This is a genomic window from Paraburkholderia sp. BR10882 (genome assembly GCF_040948855.1).
GTDB lineage: Bacteria > Pseudomonadota > Gammaproteobacteria > Burkholderiales > Burkholderiaceae > Paraburkholderia > Paraburkholderia nodosa_A.
This window is the reverse complement of record NZ_JBFPKP010000003.1, coordinates 625,065-641,193: the sequence shown is the minus strand read 5'-3', so window position 1 is coordinate 641,193 and position 16,129 is coordinate 625,065. Positions and strand designations below refer to the sequence as shown.

The following is a 16,129-nucleotide window of genomic DNA, read 5'->3' as shown; positions in this document are numbered from 1 at the left end:
CGTCACGCCGGGCGGCGTTTGACGAGATATTGCCAGGTGAAGCCGGGAAACGCGAACACGACAAAAAGACTGAAGGTGATCGCGTAGAACTGCCAGCCCTGGTCAAAACGATTGCCGGCGCGCGCCTCCAGCAGGAAGCCGAACGTACCGACCACAAAGTACAACACGATCATTTCAGCGATGCGAATCCACGCACTCTTCTTCGGTGCGCGAAGCGGCACCACGCCGAACAATCGCTGGTTGAGGAACGGCAGGTTGGCGCCCGCGAGCGCCAACAGCACGATGAACCAGCCCGCTGCCGACATCAGAGCGGCAGCGTATGCGTGACAGCCTGCAGGCAGATCGACATCAGCGGGCCAGGAATGATGCCCAGCACGAGCACCGCCACGCCGTTGAGCGTGAGCAGCCCGCGGTTCAATGCGTGGCTCTCGATCGGTGCTTCGTCCTGCGGTGCGTCGAAGTACATCAGCTTGACGATACGCAGGTAGTAGAACGCGCCGAACAGCGACGTAACCACGGCGAGCACGGCAAGCCACGTGAGGCCCGCGTTCATGGTCGCTTCGAGCACGGCGAGCTTCGCGTAGAAGCCGACGGTCGGCGGAATGCCGGCGAGCGAGAACATCATGAGCATCATCACGAACGCGAACACCGGGTTGCGCTGGTTCAGGCCCTTGAAGTCGTCGATCGTTTCCGCTTCGAAATCGCGGCGGGACAGCAGCATGACGATGCCGAACGCGCCGAGCGTCGTGATCAGATAGACGATGCTGTAGAACATGGCCGAGCTGTATGCGCTGGCCGCGCCCGTCGCCTTGTTGTCGACGATGCCGGCAAGCAGGCCGAGCAGCACGAAGCCCATGTTCGAGATGGCCGAGTACGCGAGCATGCGCTTGATGTTGCGCTGGACGATACCCGTGATGTTGCCGACGATCATCGAGAGTGCCGCGAGGATGATCAGCATCTCCTGCCAGTCCACTGCCAGCGGCAGCAGGCCCATCACGAGGAAGCGCACGGCCCAGGCGAATGCCGCGACCTTCGGGCCGCCGCCGGTCAGCAGCGTCATGGCCGTAGGCGCGCCTTGATAGACGTCGGGCACCCACATGTGGAACGGCACCGCACCCATCTTGAACGCCACGCCGGCGACGATGAACACCACGCCGAACAGCAGGACGATATCGTTGATGTGGCCCGAAGCCACGGCCTTGAACACTTCGTTCAGCTCGAGCGAGCCGGTCGCACCGTACAGCATCGAGATGCCGTAGAGCAGGAAGCCCGAAGCGAGCGCACCCAGCACGTAGTACTTCATGGCCGCTTCGTTCGACTGCGCCGCGTTACGGCGCAGTGCGATGACCGCGTAGAGCGAGAGCGACATCAGCTCGAGGCCGAGGTACAGCGTGAGGAAGTTGTTGCCCGAGATCATCGTGAGCTGGCCGAGCAGCGAGAACAGGCCAAGCAGGAAGAACTCGCCCCGGAACATGTCGCGGTCTTCGAGGTACTTGCGCGAGTACACGATCGACACGGCGTAGCCGAGCGTGACCACCGCCTTCATGGCGCTCGCGAACGGATCGACCACGTACATGCGCGTGAAGTAGTAGTACACGTGCGGATCGAACGCGTCCACCGCGAACCAGATACCGGCTATGACCGTGGTCAGCAGCGCGATGAAGTAGGTCGTGCGCCGGCCTTCAGGTCCGGTGAACGTGTCGTTGAGCCACGCGACGACGAGGCCGGTCATCACCAGGCCGTCGGGCAGCAGAGCGTACATAGGGGCGTTTGGCATGATCTTTTGTTCCTCCGCTCGGGTATTACTGTGACAGCGGCAGTTTCGACACTGCGACGTGGGAGAGGAGGTTTTCCACGGAAACGTGCATCACATCGGTAAAGGGCTTCGGGTAGACGCCCATGAAAAGCGTAAACAGTGCGAGTACTCCGAGAATGAAGTATTCGCGACCGTTAATGTCCTTCAGCTCGCGAACATGGTCATTCGCAACGGCGCCGAAATACACCCGCTTGTACATCCACAACGTATAGGCCGCGCCCAGGATCAGCGTGAACGCCGCCCCGAATGCGATCCAGAAGTTGTACTTCACGGCCGCCAGAATCACCATGAATTCGCCGACGAATCCCGAGGTGCCCGGCAGACCGCAGTTGGCCATCGCGAACAGCATGACCAGCGCCGCGAACTTCGGCATGGTGTTGACCACACCGCCGTAATCCGCGATATCGCGTGTGTGCATGCGGTCATACAGCACGCCGATGCACAGGAACATGGCGCCCGAGACGAAACCGTGCGAGATCATCTGGATGATCCCGCCTTCCATCGCGAGCTGGCTCGATTCGCCGAACATAAAGAAGCCGAGCGTGACGAAGCCCATGTGGGCAATCGACGAGTACGCGACCAGCTTCTTCATGTCCGCCTGCACCATCGCCACGAGGCCGATATAGATCACGGCGATCAGGGACAGCGTGATGATGACCGGCGCCAGGTAGTGGCTCGCGTCCGGCGTGACCGGCAGCGAGAAACGCAGGAAACCGTACGCACCGAGCTTGAGCATGATCGCGGCCAGCACGACCGAGCCGCCCGTGGGCGCTTCGACGTGCGCGTCCGGCAACCACGTGTGGACCGGCCACATCGGCACCTTGACGGCGAACGCGAAGAAGAACGCGATGAACAGCAGGATTTGCGGCGTCATGGCGATCTTCGCGGCCTGCCAGGTGGCGAGGTCGAAGGTCCCGGTAATGCGGTACAGGTACAGCAACGCGACCAGCATGAGCAGCGAGCCGGCCAGCGTGTAAAGAAAGAACTTGAATGCTGCGTACACGCGGTTCGGGCCGCCCCACACGCCGATGATGATGTACATCGGAATGAGCGTGGCTTCGAAGAACACGTAGAACAGCAGACCGTCGGCGGCGCAGAAAACGCCGATCATGATGCCCGACAGGATGAGGAACGACGCGTAATACTGCGCAACATTCTTCGTGATGACCTGCCAGCCCGCGATCACGACGATCACGGTGATGAGCGCCGTCAGCACGACGAACCACATCGCGATGCCGTCGACGCCCAGGTGATACGCAATATTGAACCGCTCGATCCAGACCGCCTTCTCCTCGAACTGCAGGGAAGCCGTGCTCGTATCGAAGCCCGCAACGAGCGGAAGGGTGACGAGGAAACTAAGCACCGAACCGATGAGTGCGAGCCAGCGGTCCGCACTCGGGTTCCGACGGGAACCCACTACAAGAACGATGATGCCGAATACGATCGGCATCCATATCGCAATACTGAGAATCGGAGTTGCGTGCATGCGTTTCCTCGCCTTATTTTGCCTTATTTGCCGCCGAGCGTTACAAACAGGGTAAGGAGGCCAAGCATGCCAATGATCATGGCAAATGCGTAGTGGTAGATATAGCCGGATTGCAGGAAACGAATGACAGTTGCAAACCAGCCGATAAACTTGGCGCTCCCGTTTACGACGCCGTCGATCACGACGACATCGCCCTCCTTCCACAGACCGCGACCGATCGCGACGGCTCCGCGAGCGAAGACAATTTCGTTGATCTTGTCGAGGTAATACGCGTTTGCCAGCAGCTTGTAGACCGGCGAGAAAGTGCGCGACACGACGGCCGGCAGTTCCGGGCGCTTCATGTAGAAGAACCACGCCACCACCACACCCGCGAGTGCGAGCCACACCGGCAGACCCGAGAACGCATGCGCGCCCATCGCGGCCCAGCCCTGGAATTCCTTGCCCATCTCCGCGAGCGCTTCGTGGTTCTCGCCAACGAAGATGACGTTCTGGAACGCCACGCCATGCGAGAAGAAGTCACCGAAGAGCAGCGGCTGGATCGCGAACGCACCGGCGATCACCGAGGGAATCGCGAGCAGAACGAGCGGCACCCAGATGACCCACGGCGACTCGTGCGGCACGTGCACGTGGTGTTCGTCGTGGCCATGATCGCCATGACCGTGGGCTGCTTCGATCGCCATCGGCGATTCCGGATGCTTCGGACCGCGGAAGCGCTCTTCACCGTGGAACACGAGGAAGTACATGCGGAACGAATAGAGCGCCGTGACGAACACGCTCGCGACCACCGCGAAGTACGCGAAGCCCGAACCCGGCAGGTGCGAGAGCTTCACGGCATCGATGATCGAATCCTTCGAGTAGAAGCCCGAGAAGAACGGCGTGCCGATCAGCGCGAGCGAACCGATGAGCGACGTGATCCACGTGATGGGCATGTACTTGCGCAGGCCGCCCATGTTGCGCATGTCCTGATCGTGGTGCATGCCGATGATGACCGAGCCCGCGCCGAGGAACAGCAGCGCCTTGAAGAACGCGTGGGTCATCAGGTGGAAGATCGCCACCGGATAAGCCGACACGCCGAGCGCCACCGTCATGTAGCCGAGCTGCGAGAGCGTGGAGTAAGCCACCACACGCTTGATGTCGTTCTGGACCACGCCGAGGAAGCCCATGAAGAGCGCGGTAATGGCGCCGATCACGACGATGAACGACAGTGCGGCTTCCGAGAGTTCGAACAGCGGCGACATGCGCGCGACCATGAAGATACCGGCCGTCACCATGGTTGCCGCGTGAATCAGTGCGGAGATCGGCGTCGGGCCTTCCATCGAGTCCGGGAGCCAGACGTGCAGCGGGAACTGCGCCGACTTACCCATCGCGCCGATGAAGAGGCAGATACACGCAACAGTGAGCAGGTTCCACGAGGTGCCCGGGAACGTCAGCGCGGCGATTTCATGACCCTTCGCGAAGATGTCGTTGTAGTTCAGCGAGCCGCCGAACGCGAGCAACAGGCCAATACCGAGCAGGAAGCCGAAGTCGCCCACGCGGTTCACGAGGAACGCCTTCATGTTCGCGTAGATCGCGCTTTCACGCTTGAAGTAGAAGCCGATCAGCAGGTACGAGACGAGACCCACTGCTTCCCAGCCGAAGAACAGCTGCAGGAAGTTGTTGCTCATCACGAGCATCAGCATCGAGAACGTGAAGAGCGCGATGTACGAGAAGAAGCGCTCGTAGCCCTCTTCTTCCGCCATGTAGCCGATCGTGTAGATGTGCACCATCAGCGACACGAAGGTCACGACGACCATCATGAGCGCAGTCAGCGAGTCGATGAGGAAGCCGACTTCGAACTTCAGGCTGCCAACCGACATCCATTCGTAGACCGTCGCGTTGAAGCTCGCGCCGCCCATCACGTCGAAGAGCGTGATGCACGACAGCACGAACGCAATCGCGACGCCGAGAATGGTCACCGTATGCGCGCCCGCGCGCCCGATCGTTTTGCCAAAGAGACCGGCAATCAGGGAACCGGCGAGAGGAGCCAGCGGGATCGCCAGCAGAAGAGTTTCGTTGAGAGTCGTTGCCATAAAGTCAGCCTGCCTTAGCCTTTGAGCTGATCGAGATCCTCGACATTGATCGTGTCGAGGCTGCGGAACAGGGTCACAAGAATAGCCAGACCAATTGCAGCTTCCGCCGCCGCAACTGTAAGCACGAAGAACACGAAAATCTGTCCGTGAACGTCACCGAGGTAATGCGAGAACGCGACAAAGTTCGTGTTCACCGCTAACAGCATCAGCTCAATCGCCATCAGGATGATGATGACGTTGCGCCGATTCAAAAAGATTCCGACGATCGAGATCGCAAAAAGGATCGCGCCGAGGACGAGGTAATGGGCCAGTGTCAGCATGGTTCGCTCCTTCGCGCTTAGCTCTTCGTTGCCGGTGCGGCCGGCGCGGCGCCCGCCGCGGGCGCAGCCCCGGCTTCGGCTTGCGCCGGTTCCGCGGGCTCCGGCACTTCCACGACGGCCTGCATCTTCACGAGGCGCACGCGGTCCTGACGACGCACGTTGACCTGCTTCGATACGTCCTGACGCTTCGAGTCCTTCGGCTCGCGCACCGTGAGCGCGATGGCCGCGACGATCGCCACCAGCAGCACGAGGCCGGCGACTTCGAAGGCGAAGATGTAGTCGGTGTAGATGATCTTGCCGATCAGGTGTGCGTTCGAGATCGCGGCGGCGGCAGCCGGCGTGGTATCGGGCACCGGCGCGCTCGTCGCGCCGAAGCCGTGCCACAGGATCAGCGCGGTTTCGACCACGATGATCGCGCCCACGATGGTCGCCACCGGGATGAAGCGCTTGAAGTCGCGGCTCAGCACGTCGATGTTGATGTCCAGCATCATCACCACGAACAGGAACAGCACCATCACCGCGCCCACGTAGACGAGCACCAGCAGGATCGCGAGGAATTCGGCCTCGAGCAGCATCCAGATCGCGGCCGCGTTGAAGAACGCGAGCACGAGGAAGAGCGCAGACGCGACAGGATTGCGCGAAGTGATCACCTTCAGCCCTGACAGCGTGAGCAGCAGCGCGAAGATGTAGAACAGGACGGTCGTGAATTCCATGATTACTGGTTCATCGTTGAGGCCTTCGTGAAGCGGATTGCGCGGCGCAGACTGGCGGCCAGACCAGTGAGCGTCGCGCCGCGGCGGTCAGGCTGCGGTATCGCGCGGGCGTTCGGCACACGCGTTCCCCGCAGCCGGCCCGAACCGCGGGCCGATGCAGCGTCAAACTGAAAGATCAACGGTACGGTGCATCCGCTGCCTTGTTCGCCGCGATCTGCGCTTCATAGCGATCGCCAACGGCCAGCAGCATATCCTTCGTGAAATACAGATCGCCGCGCTTCTCGCCGTGATACTCGAGAATGTGCGTTTCGACGATCGAGTCGACCGGGCAGCTCTCTTCGCAGAAACCGCAGAAGATGCACTTGGTCAGATCGATGTCGTAACGCGTCGTGCGGCGCGTGTTGTCCTCGCGCACTTCCGATTCGATCGTGATCGCGAGCGCAGGGCACACGGCCTCGCACAGCTTGCACGCGATGCAGCGCTCTTCGCCATTTTCATAGCGGCGCAGCGCGTGCAAACCCCGAAAACGCGGCGAGATAGGCGTCTTTTCTTCCGGGAACTGCACGGTGAACTTGCGCTTGAAGGTGTAACGACCCGTCAGCGCGAGCCCCTTGAGCAGCTCGGTCAGGAAAAACGTCTTGAAGAAGTTTTGGATAGCGTTCATGGTTGTGTTCGCCCCTTATTTCCAGATGCTCAACGGCGACATGTACCAGAAGCCGACCACGATCAGCCACACGATGCACACCGGAATGAACACCTTCCAGCCGAGACGCATGATCTGGTCATAGCGATAGCGCGGGAACGTCGCGCGGGCCCAGATGAAGACCGACAGCAGGCAGAAGACCTTCAGCACCAGCCAGAACACGCCCGGGATGAAGTCGAGGAACGCGAACGGGGCGCTCCAGCCGCCGAGGAACAGCACCGAGGCGAGCGCCGAGATCACGATCATGTTGATGTACTCGGCGAGGAAGAACAGCGCGAACGCCATACCCGAGTAATCGATCATGTGACCCGCGACGATTTCCGACTCCCCTTCCACCACGTCGAACGGGTGACGGTTCGTTTCGGCAATGCCCGAGATGAAGTAGACGACGAACATCGGCAGCAGCGGCAGCCAGTTCCACGAGAGGAACGTAATGCCCCAGTTTGCGAACATGCCGCGCATCTGGCCTTCGACGATCACCGAGAGGTTCAGGCTGCCCGACACCATCAGTACGACGACGAGCGCGAAGCCCATCGAAATCTCGTATGAAACCATCTGCGCCGCGGCGCGCATGGCGCCGAGGAACGCGTACTTCGAGTTCGACGCCCAGCCCGCCAGAATCACGCCGTACACGCCGATCGACGAGATCGCCATCGCGTAGAGCAGGCCCGCGTTGATATCGCCGAGCACCGCGCCCGCCTGGAACGGAATCACCGCCCAGACCGCGAAGGCCGGCACCACCACCATGATCGGCGCGACCATGTAGATCCAGCGGCTTGCCTGCGCAGGCTGAATCACTTCCTTGAGCAGCAGCTTCAGCACGTCGGCGATCGGCTGCAAGAGACCTGCGGGGCCCACGCGGTTCGGGCCGAGACGCACGTGCATCCAGCCGATCAGCTTGCGCTCCCAGAGGATCAGGTACGCCACGCACAGCAGGATCACCACCGCGACGACGAGAATGCGCACCAGCGCCCAGACGGTGGGCCATGCCACGCCGAGCAGCTGGCTGCCGCCTGCATTGATCGTATCGAACAAGCTCATTTACGCCTTCTCCACCAGCAGTTCACCGAACAGGCTGCCGAGTTGCGCTCCGGCCGGCGTCGCCGCCGACACACGCACGACTGTCGGCGCAAGATTCGCATCGCGCGTTGCAGGCGCCGTCACCGACAGCTCGCCCTGGCGCACGCGCACGGCGTCGCCTTCCTTCAGGCCGAGCTGGTCGAAGTATGCCGCCGGCAGGCCGATCGCGTTCGCCACGCGGGCAGCCATGGTGAGCTGCAGCGCTTCGCCGCGGCGCACGATTTGATCGGCGTGGTAGATCGGCACGTCGGCGATACGCTCGAAGCGGCCTTCCGCGGCCTTCGCGAGGCTGCCGCGTGCAATCGTGGCGCCGGCCTTGTTCGACAGACGGCCTTCGAAGCTGCCGTCGCCCATCGCCTTGCGGCGCACTTCTTCGGCGGTGTCGTATTCGAAACCCTTGGCGCCCAGCAGCGTGCCGAGCACGCGCAGGACCTTCCATGCCGGACGCGTGTCGCCGAGCGGGCGCACGACGCCGTTGAAGGTCTGCGACGTCCCTTCTGCGTTGATGAAGGTGCCCGACGTTTCCGTGTACGGCGCGATGGGCAGCAGTACGTCCGCGTAGTCGAGGCCCGTCTTGTACGGCGAGAACACGGCGACCATTTCGGCCTGCGCAAGCGCGGCGCGCGCGGCGGCCGGGTTGGCCGTATCGAATTCCGGCTCGACGTTCAGGAGCAGATAGCCCTTGCGCGGCTGCTCGAACGCTTCGCGTGCGTTCAGGCCGTCGCGGCCCGGCAGTGCGCCGGCGATATGCGCGCCGACCGTGTTGGCCGCTTCCGTGAGGAAGCCAAGCGTCGCGCCCGTCGTTTCGGCGATGAACTGCGCGGCGGCGTGCAGGCGCGAGAATTCCGGGTGCTGGACCGCGGCGTTGCCGAGCAGCACGTAGCGTCGCTCGCCATTCGCAAGCGACGCGGCAACCTGCTTCGCGGCGTGCGTGGCCTGTGCGCCCGCGAAACCTTCCGGCACCGCAACGCCCTTCGCTTCGGCGACAGCCGCTGCGATCGAAGCGAGTTCGTCCAGCCATGCCGAGGGCGCGGCGACAATGCGCTGCGCGTTCGGGATCAGCGAGCCGTCAGCGGTGGCCTGCAGGAAGCTGACCTGTGCACCGCCCTTCGCTGCCTGGCGCAGACGCGCTGCGAACAGCGCGTGGTCGCGGCGCAGGAACGAACCGATCACGAATGCCGAGTCGGCATACGAGAGTTCGGCGATCTTCGTGCCGAGCCACGGCGCGCCTTCGAGCGGCGCCGAGAAGTCGCTCTGGCGCAGACGGAAGTCGACGTTCGGCGTGCCGATCGCGTCCGCGAACTGCTTCGCGAGATAAAGTTCTTCGAGGGTGCTGTGCGGGCTCGCGAGCAGCGCGAGCTGGTTCTCGCCATGCTCGTCGCATATGCCCTTGATGCCCTTCACGACGTATTCGAGCGCGGTCTGCCAGTCGGTCTCGATCCACTCGCCGCCCTGCTTGATCATCGGGCGCGTGAGGCGGTCTTCGCTGTTCAGGCCTTCGTACGAGAAGCGGTCCTTGTCCGAGATCCAGCATTCGTTGATGGATTCGTTCTCGAACGGCAGCACGCGCATCACGCGGTTGTTCTTCACCTGCACGACGAGGTTCGCACCCGTTGCGTCGTGCGGGCTCACCGACTTGCGGCGCGACAGTTCCCACGTCCGCGCCGAGAAGCGGAACGGCTTGCTCGTGAGCGCGCCGACCGGGCACAGGTCGATCATGTTGCCCGAGAGTTCGGAGTCGACCGTCTTGCCGACGAATGAGGTGATTTCCGAATGCTCGCCGCGGCCGAGCATGCCGAGCTCCATCACGCCGGCGATTTCGTCGCCGAAGCGCACGCAGCGCGTGCAGTGAATGCAGCGCGACATCTCTTCCATCGAGATGAGCGGACCGACGTTCTTGTGGAACACCACGCGCTTTTCTTCGCTGTAGCGCGACGCGGACTTGCCGTAACCGACGGCCAGATCCTGAAGCTGGCATTCGCCGCCCTGATCGCAGATCGGGCAGTCGAGCGGGTGGTTGATCAGCAGGAATTCCATCACGGCTTGCTGACCCTGCACGGCCTTGTCCGACATGGTGCGCACGACCATGCCTTGCGACACCGGCGTCGCGCATGCGGGCACGGCCTTCGGCATCTTCTCGACATCGACGAGACACATCCGGCAGTTGGCCGCGATGGAGAGCTTCTTGTGATAGCAGAAGTGCGGGATGTACGTGTCCACGCGCTGAGCAGCCTGGATCACCATGCTGCCCTCGGGCACCTGCACCTTCTTGCCGTCTATTTCAAGTTCAACCATGATGGTTAATCGTCCCTAACCTGTTACCGCTCAATTTCACAGCAGCATTCCCCGTCACTGCGCCGTTGCGTCGTTGCGTCGTGCTACGCGGTTCGCGCACAACATGCTGTCTCTTCGCCTGTCAGGCGGCCACCGTCTCCGAGGCCGCGTGCGAGCCGGCATGACCGCCGACCAGACAACGCTTGTTGTGCACGTGATATTCGAATTCGTCCCAGTAATGCTTGAGCATGCCGCGCACCGGCATGGCCGCCGCGTCGCCGAGCGCGCAGATCGTGCGGCCCATGATGTTGCCCGCCACCGAGTTCAGCAGATCCAGGTCTTCCTGGCGGCCTTCGCCGTGCTCGATACGGTTCACCACGCGATACAGCCAGCCCGTGCCTTCGCGGCACGGCGTGCACTGGCCGCACGACTCTTCGTAATAGAAGTACGAGAGGCGCAGCAGCGAGCGCACCATGCAGCGCGTTTCGTCCATGACGATGACGGCGCCCGAGCCGAGCATCGAGCCCTGCTTGGCGATGGAGTCATAGTCCATGTCCGTCTGCATCATCAGGTCGCCCGGAATGACCGGCGCCGACGAGCCGCCCGGAATCACGGCCTTCAGCTTCTTGCCGCCGCGCACGCCGCCGGCCAGTTCCATGAGCTTCGCGAACGGGGTGCCGAGCGGGATCTCGTAGTTGCCCGGACGCTCCACGTCGCCCGAGATCGAGAAGATCTTCGTGCCGCCGTTGTTCGGCTTGCCGAGTTCCATGTACGTCTGCGGACCGACGGTCAACAGGAACGGGACGGCTGCGAAGGTCTCGGTGTTGTTGATCGTGGTCGGCTTGCCGTACACGCCGAAGCTCGCCGGGAACGGCGGCTTGAAGCGCGGCTGGCCCTTCTTGCCTTCGAGCGACTCGAGCAGCGCGGTTTCCTCGCCGCAGATGTACGCGCCGTAGCCATGGTGCGCGTGCAGCTGGAACGAGAAGTCCGTGCCGAGAATGTTGTCGCCGAGGTAGCCCGCCTGGCGCGCTTCTTCCAGCGCAGCCTCGAAGCGGCGATACACCTCGAAAATCTCGCCATGGATGTAGTTGTAGCCGACGGTGATGCCCATCGCGTACGCGCCGATGGCCATGCCTTCGATCACGCTATGCGGATTCCAGCGCAGGATGTCGCGGTCCTTGAACGTGCCAGGCTCGCCCTCGTCCGAGTTGCAGACGAGATACTTCTGCCCCGGGAACTGACGCGGCATGAAGCTCCATTTCAGGCCGGTCGGGAAGCCCGCGCCGCCGCGGCCGCGCAGACCGCTCGCCTTCACGTCGGCGATCACCTGCTCGGGCGGAATCTTTTCTTCGAGAATACGGCGCAGCTGCTTGTAGCCGCCGCGCGCGACGTAGTCTTCGAGATGCCAGTTCTCGCCGTTGAGGCCCGCGAGAATCAGCGGTTTGATGTGACGGTCGTGCAACGAAGTCATTTCGAAAGCTCCTCGAGCAGCTGGTCGATCTTCTCGCGGCTCATGAAGCTGCACATGCGGTGATTGTTCACGAGCATCACCGGTGCATCGCCGCACGCGCCCATGCATTCACCTTCTTTCAAGGTGAACTTGCCGTCGGGCGTGGTTTCGCCGAAGTCGATTCCGAGCTTCTGCTTCAGGTATTCGGCGGCGCTCTCCGAGCCGCCTTCCGGGCCGAGCTGGCACGGCAGATTCGTGCAGAGCGTGATCTTGTGCTTGCCGACCGGCGTGGTCTCGAACATCGTGTAGAACGTGGCCACTTCCTGGACCGCGACAGGCGGCATGCCGATGTAGTCGGCCACGAACTGCATGATTTCGGGAGACAGCCAGCCATGCTCTTCCTGAGCAACGGCCAAAGCCGCCATCACGGCGGACTGTCGTTGATCGGCGGGGTACTTCGTCAACGCGCGATCGATTTCTTTCAGGCCTTCAGCTGAGATCATTTTCAGACACGACTCTTTCAATTCCTACCGAACGAAAACCTGCCGCGCGTTCTCATACATTCGCTGCGACAGACGTGGCGTTCCATGCTGCGTGCGCCCGGGACCGGGCGCACCTTACTGCGCGCCGCCCTAGCGGTCGATTTCACCGAACACGATGTCCTGCGTGCCGATGATCGTGACCGCGTCGGCAATCATGTGGCCGCGCGCCATTTCATCGAGCGCGGACAGGTGGGCATAGCCCGGCGCACGGATCTTCAGACGATACGGCTTGTTCGCGCCATCTGACACCAGGTAGATGCCGAATTCACCCTTCGGATGTTCGACGGCAGCGTACGCCTCGCCTTCGGGCACGTGGAAGCCTTCCGTGAAGAGCTTGAAGTGGTGAATCAGCTCTTCCATGTTCGACTTCATGTTCACGCGCGAGGGCGGCGCAACCTTGTGATTGTCGATCATCACGGGGCCGGGATTCTTGCGCAGCCACTCAATGCACTGTTTCGCAATGCGGGTGGACTGACGCATTTCCTCGACGCGCACGAGATAGCGGTCGTAGCAGTCGCCGTTCACGCCCACCGGAATGTCGAAGTCCATCTGGTCGTAGACTTCGTACGGCTGCTTCTTGCGCAGATCCCATTCGATGCCCGAACCGCGCAGCATCGCGCCCGTGAGACCAAGCTGCATGGCGCGCTCGGGGCTCACCACGCCGATGCCGACCAGACGCTGCTTCCAGATACGGTTGTCGGTGAGGAGCGTTTCGTACTCGTCGACGCAACCGGGGAAACGCGTGAAGAAGTCGTCGATGAAGTCCAGCACCGAGCCCTGGCGCGCCTCGTTCATGCGGGCGAGCGCCTTCTCGTTGTGGATCTTCGACGCCTTGTATTGCGGCATTGCGTCAGGCAGATCGCGATACACGCCGCCCGGACGGTAGTAAGCGGCGTGCATGCGCGCACCCGAGACCGCCTCGTAGACGTCCATCAGGTCTTCGCGCTCGCGGAACGCGTAGAGGAACACCGCCATCGCGCCGACGTCGAGCGCGTGCGAGCCGATCCACATGAGGTGGTTCAGCACGCGCGTGACTTCGTCGAACAGCACGCGGATGTACTTCGCGCGGATCGGCACTTCAATGCCGAGCAGCTTTTCGATGGCGAGCACATAGCCGTGCTCGTTGACCATCATCGACACGTAGTCGAGACGGTCCATGTACGGCACCGACTGAATGAACGTCTTGCTCTCGGCGAGTTTTTCGGTCGCGCGATGCAGCAGGCCGATGTGCGGATCGGCGCGCTGGATCACTTCGCCGTCGAGCTCGAGCACGAGGCGCAGCACACCGTGCGCTGCCGGGTGCTGCGGGCCGAAGTTGAGCGTGTAGTTCTTGATCTCTGACATGCGACCCTCTTAGTGTTTCTTCAGACCGCCGTAGCGATCTTCGCGGATCACACGCGGCGTGATCTCGCGCGGCTCGATCGTGACGGGCTGGTAGACCACGCGCTTCTGCTCCGGGTCGTAACGCATTTCGACATAGCCCGAAACCGGGAAGTCCTTGCGGAACGGATGGCCGATGAAACCGTAGTCGGTCAGGATGCGGCGCAGGTCGGGGTGGCCTTCGAAGACGATGCCGAACAGGTCGAACGCCTCGCGCTCGTACCAGTTGGCCGAATTCCAGATCTCGACGAGCGAGGGCACGATAGGCACTTCGTCGTCCGGCGCGAACACGCGCAGACGCACGCGCCAGTTGTTCGCGAGCGACAGCAGATGCGACACCGCGGCGAAGCGCGGGCCTTCCCAGGCGCCGTCACCGAAGGTCTGGTAGTCGACGCCGCACAGGTCGACCAGTTGCTCGAAGCGCAGCGAGGGATTGTCGCGCAGCTCCTTGGCCACCGCGAGGGACTCGCCCGCCTTGACGACCAGCGTCAGCTCGCCGAGCGCCTCGGTGAGGCTGACGATGCGCGCGCCGAGGGCCGCTTCGAGGTTCGCTTTCAGGGTCTCGAGTTTGCTTGCCATATTGTGGGGAGGCTCGCGGCCTTTATTGACGGGCGATGGTGCTGGTGCGGCGAATCTTCGCCTGCAACTGGATCACCCCGTAGACCAGGGCTTCCGCTGTCGGCGGGCATCCCGGCACATAGACGTCGACCGGCACGATGCGATCACAACCGCGCACGACCGAATACGAATAGTGGTAGTAGCCGCCGCCGTTGGCGCACGACCCCATCGAAATGACCCAGCGCGGCTCGGCCATCTGGTCGTAGACCTTGCGCAGCGCCGGCGCCATCTTGTTGCAGAGCGTGCCGGCGACGATCATGACGTCCGACTGACGCGGGCTCGGACGAAACACTACGCCGAAACGGTCAAGGTCATAACGGGCCGCGCCCGCGTGCATCATCTCGACCGCGCAACACGCCAGACCGAACGTCATCGGCCACAGCGAGCCAGTGCGCGTCCAGTTGATCAGCTTGTCAGCCGTAGTGGTGACAAACCCTTCCTTCAAGACCCCTTCGATACTCATGTGCTTTCCACTCCAGACGGACAGCCCACAGTTTCCCCGCAGTGCCGCCCATGCAATCCGGCGATTAACCCATTATTCCCAGTCGAGACCACCCTTCTTCCAGATGTAGGCAAAGCCCAGCAGGAATTCGAGCAGAAACAGCATCATCGACAGGAAGCCCGGCCAGCCGATGTCGCGCAGGGCTACACCCCACGGAAACAGGAACGCCGTTTCGAGGTCGAAGATGATGAAAAGGATGGCGACCAGGTAGTAGCGTACGTCGAACTTCATTCGGGCGTCTTCGAAGGCTTCGAAGCCGCACTCGTACGGCGAATTTTTTTCGCTGTCTGGCCGGTTGGGACCGAGGACCTTGCCGATTGTCACTAGCGCTATGCCCAGACCAACACCCACGAGGAGGAACAGAAGGACGGGGAAATAGGCAGCGAGGTTCAAGGCTATCCTCTATATCGGTTGGTTCTGAGGTTCCGCTGGAACTTGCATCGCTCCGCGGGAATCACTTCACGTACTTCGCGCTGCGAACAGAAGACGAACACGACGTAAGAAGCAAAAATGCCAGCCGAAGCTGAAGCAAGCGGCTGGCATTTTTTAGATAACATTGGTGCCGACGGCGAGACTCGAACTCGCACAGCTTTCGCCACTACCCCCTCAAGATAGCGTGTCTACCAATTTCACCACGTCGGCACTACATGCAATCCGGGACAACAAAATCTTGCAACCCGCGAATCGCTTCAAGACTTAGATTCTAACTTGTTTCCGTTCGTTGTTCAACGCACAAAACAGGTTTTTCGAACTTATTTCGGAACGTCGTTGCCGGGTTGCGAGGCTGCTGCAGCCGGCGAAGCCGCCGCCGGAGCGGATGCGCCAGGAGCAGGTGCAACCGGCGCCGAAGCAGCCGGCGCCGAGGCTACGACCGGGGCTGGAACCGAAGCGCCAAGCACGCCCGCCGAAGGCTTCGCATGATACGACCCCAGGTAAGTTAACGCAAGGGTGGAGCAGAAAAACACCGTTGCGAGAACTGCCGTAGTGCGCGAAAGGAAGTTCGCGGAACCGCTTGCGCCGAACAGGCTGCCCGACGCGCCGCTGCCGAATGCGGCGCCCATGTCCGCGCCTTTGCCGTGCTGCAGCAAGACGAGGCCGATCACCCCGAGCGCCGACAGAAGCTGGACGACGATAATCAACGTTTTCAAATACAGCATCACACTCACCTGAGTCCTG

The 16,129-nt window shown here is 62.1% G+C and carries 16 protein-coding genes and 1 tRNA gene; all 17 read right to left on the bottom strand.

All coding sequences use genetic code 11. The features are described 5' to 3' along the window. Positions 1 to 2: 2 nt before the first annotated feature. Positions 3 to 305, bottom strand: coding sequence for a DUF2818 family protein (locus tag AB3X99_RS12130; RefSeq protein ID WP_028205666.1), 303 nt, complete (start codon positions 303 to 305; stop codon positions 3 to 5). Then, the gene (nuoN, locus tag AB3X99_RS12125) at positions 305 to 1,777 is read right to left on the bottom strand and encodes an NADH-quinone oxidoreductase subunit NuoN (RefSeq protein ID WP_254320013.1); all 1,473 of its coding nucleotides are present in this window, start codon (positions 1,775 to 1,777) and stop codon (positions 305 to 307) included. The genes AB3X99_RS12130 and nuoN overlap by 1 nt, the downstream gene beginning before the upstream one ends. Positions 1,778 to 1,802: 25 nt before the next feature. Continuing rightward, positions 1,803 to 3,302 (bottom strand): NADH-quinone oxidoreductase subunit M, encoded by a 1,500-nt coding sequence (locus AB3X99_RS12120; RefSeq protein WP_069265272.1) that lies wholly within the window; start codon positions 3,300 to 3,302, stop codon positions 1,803 to 1,805. Positions 3,303 to 3,325: 23 nt separating this feature from the next. Then, positions 3,326 to 5,371, bottom strand: coding sequence for an NADH-quinone oxidoreductase subunit L (gene nuoL / locus AB3X99_RS12115; protein ID WP_069265273.1), 2,046 nt, complete (start codon positions 5,369 to 5,371; stop codon positions 3,326 to 3,328). A 14-nt stretch (positions 5,372 to 5,385) separates the two neighbouring features. Then, positions 5,386 to 5,691 carry an NADH-quinone oxidoreductase subunit NuoK gene (gene nuoK, locus AB3X99_RS12110; RefSeq protein WP_006052894.1) on the bottom strand — a complete coding sequence of 102 codons (306 nt, stop codon included), beginning with the start codon at positions 5,689 to 5,691 and terminating at the stop codon, positions 5,386 to 5,388. Positions 5,692 to 5,708: 17 nt separating this feature from the next. Then, on the bottom strand, positions 5,709 to 6,404 hold the full coding sequence (locus tag AB3X99_RS12105) for an NADH-quinone oxidoreductase subunit J (protein WP_069265274.1): 696 nt from the start codon (positions 6,402 to 6,404) through the stop codon (positions 5,709 to 5,711). Positions 6,405 to 6,579: 175 nt separating this feature from the next. Further along, complete coding sequence (gene nuoI / locus AB3X99_RS12100; protein WP_069265275.1) at positions 6,580 to 7,068, bottom strand: NADH-quinone oxidoreductase subunit NuoI; 489 nt, start codon at positions 7,066 to 7,068, stop codon at positions 6,580 to 6,582. Between the two features lie 15 nt (positions 7,069 to 7,083). Next, positions 7,084 to 8,148 carry an NADH-quinone oxidoreductase subunit NuoH gene (gene nuoH, locus AB3X99_RS12095; protein ID WP_042271744.1) on the bottom strand — a complete coding sequence of 355 codons (1,065 nt, stop codon included), beginning with the start codon at positions 8,146 to 8,148 and terminating at the stop codon, positions 7,084 to 7,086. Beyond that, positions 8,149 to 10,482, bottom strand: coding sequence for an NADH-quinone oxidoreductase subunit NuoG (gene nuoG / locus AB3X99_RS12090; protein WP_368606353.1), 2,334 nt, complete (start codon positions 10,480 to 10,482; stop codon positions 8,149 to 8,151). Between the two features lie 121 nt (positions 10,483 to 10,603). Continuing rightward, positions 10,604 to 11,932, bottom strand: a complete 1,329-nt coding sequence (gene nuoF / locus AB3X99_RS12085) for an NADH-quinone oxidoreductase subunit NuoF (protein WP_133182095.1) — start codon at positions 11,930 to 11,932, stop codon at positions 10,604 to 10,606. Then, positions 11,929 to 12,414 carry an NADH-quinone oxidoreductase subunit NuoE gene (nuoE, locus tag AB3X99_RS12080; protein ID WP_069265279.1) on the bottom strand — a complete coding sequence of 162 codons (486 nt, stop codon included), beginning with the start codon at positions 12,412 to 12,414 and terminating at the stop codon, positions 11,929 to 11,931. The genes nuoF and nuoE overlap by 4 nt, the downstream gene beginning before the upstream one ends. Before the next feature lie 129 nt (positions 12,415 to 12,543). Continuing rightward, positions 12,544 to 13,797 carry an NADH-quinone oxidoreductase subunit D gene (locus AB3X99_RS12075; protein ID WP_133182092.1) on the bottom strand — a complete coding sequence of 418 codons (1,254 nt, stop codon included), beginning with the start codon at positions 13,795 to 13,797 and terminating at the stop codon, positions 12,544 to 12,546. A 9-nt stretch (positions 13,798 to 13,806) separates the two neighbouring features. Next, on the bottom strand, positions 13,807 to 14,412 hold the full coding sequence (locus AB3X99_RS12070) for an NADH-quinone oxidoreductase subunit C (RefSeq protein ID WP_069265281.1): 606 nt from the start codon (positions 14,410 to 14,412) through the stop codon (positions 13,807 to 13,809). Positions 14,413 to 14,434: 22 nt separating this feature from the next. Next, positions 14,435 to 14,914, bottom strand: a complete 480-nt coding sequence (locus tag AB3X99_RS12065; RefSeq protein ID WP_027819582.1) for an NADH-quinone oxidoreductase subunit B family protein — start codon at positions 14,912 to 14,914, stop codon at positions 14,435 to 14,437. Between the two features lie 72 nt (positions 14,915 to 14,986). Beyond that, complete coding sequence (locus AB3X99_RS12060) at positions 14,987 to 15,346, bottom strand: NADH-quinone oxidoreductase subunit A (protein ID WP_028205678.1); 360 nt, start codon at positions 15,344 to 15,346, stop codon at positions 14,987 to 14,989. A gap of 164 nt (positions 15,347 to 15,510) precedes the next feature. Then, positions 15,511 to 15,595, bottom strand: a tRNA-Leu gene (locus AB3X99_RS12055). Positions 15,596 to 15,705: 110 nt separating this feature from the next. Further along, positions 15,706 to 16,110 (bottom strand): preprotein translocase subunit SecG, encoded by a 405-nt coding sequence (gene secG, locus AB3X99_RS12050; protein ID WP_069265282.1) that lies wholly within the window; start codon positions 16,108 to 16,110, stop codon positions 15,706 to 15,708. Between the last annotated feature and the right edge of the window lie 19 nt (positions 16,111 to 16,129).

What these genes read in the sequence shown, in the direction of transcription:
- secG (WP_069265282.1), bottom strand. Translation starts at nt 16,110, where the DNA reads ATGCTGTATTTGAAAACGTTGATTATCGTCGTCCAGCTTCTGTCGGCG.
- nuoN (WP_254320013.1), bottom strand. Translation starts at nt 1,777, where the DNA reads ATGCCAAACGCCCCTATGTACGCTCTGCTGCCCGACGGCCTGGTGATG.
- AB3X99_RS12120 (WP_069265272.1), bottom strand. Translation starts at nt 3,302, where the DNA reads ATGCACGCAACTCCGATTCTCAGTATTGCGATATGGATGCCGATCGTA.
- nuoH (WP_042271744.1), bottom strand. Translation starts at nt 8,148, where the DNA reads ATGAGCTTGTTCGATACGATCAATGCAGGCGGCAGCCAGCTGCTCGGC.
- nuoG (WP_368606353.1), bottom strand. Translation starts at nt 10,482, where the DNA reads ATGGTTGAACTTGAAATAGACGGCAAGAAGGTGCAGGTGCCCGAGGGC.
- AB3X99_RS12065 (WP_027819582.1), bottom strand. Translation starts at nt 14,914, where the DNA reads ATGAGTATCGAAGGGGTCTTGAAGGAAGGGTTTGTCACCACTACGGCT.
- nuoL (WP_069265273.1), bottom strand. Translation starts at nt 5,371, where the DNA reads ATGGCAACGACTCTCAACGAAACTCTTCTGCTGGCGATCCCGCTGGCT.
- nuoF (WP_133182095.1), bottom strand. Translation starts at nt 11,932, where the DNA reads ATGACTTCGTTGCACGACCGTCACATCAAACCGCTGATTCTCGCGGGC.
- AB3X99_RS12075 (WP_133182092.1), bottom strand. Translation starts at nt 13,797, where the DNA reads ATGTCAGAGATCAAGAACTACACGCTCAACTTCGGCCCGCAGCACCCG.
- AB3X99_RS12105 (WP_069265274.1), bottom strand. Translation starts at nt 6,404, where the DNA reads ATGGAATTCACGACCGTCCTGTTCTACATCTTCGCGCTGCTGCTCACG.
- nuoI (WP_069265275.1), bottom strand. Translation starts at nt 7,068, where the DNA reads ATGAACGCTATCCAAAACTTCTTCAAGACGTTTTTCCTGACCGAGCTG.
- AB3X99_RS12070 (WP_069265281.1), bottom strand. Translation starts at nt 14,412, where the DNA reads ATGGCAAGCAAACTCGAGACCCTGAAAGCGAACCTCGAAGCGGCCCTC.
- nuoK (WP_006052894.1), bottom strand. Translation starts at nt 5,691, where the DNA reads ATGCTGACACTGGCCCATTACCTCGTCCTCGGCGCGATCCTTTTTGCG.
- AB3X99_RS12130 (WP_028205666.1), bottom strand. Translation starts at nt 305, where the DNA reads ATGTCGGCAGCGGGCTGGTTCATCGTGCTGTTGGCGCTCGCGGGCGCC.
- nuoE (WP_069265279.1), bottom strand. Translation starts at nt 12,414, where the DNA reads ATGATCTCAGCTGAAGGCCTGAAAGAAATCGATCGCGCGTTGACGAAG.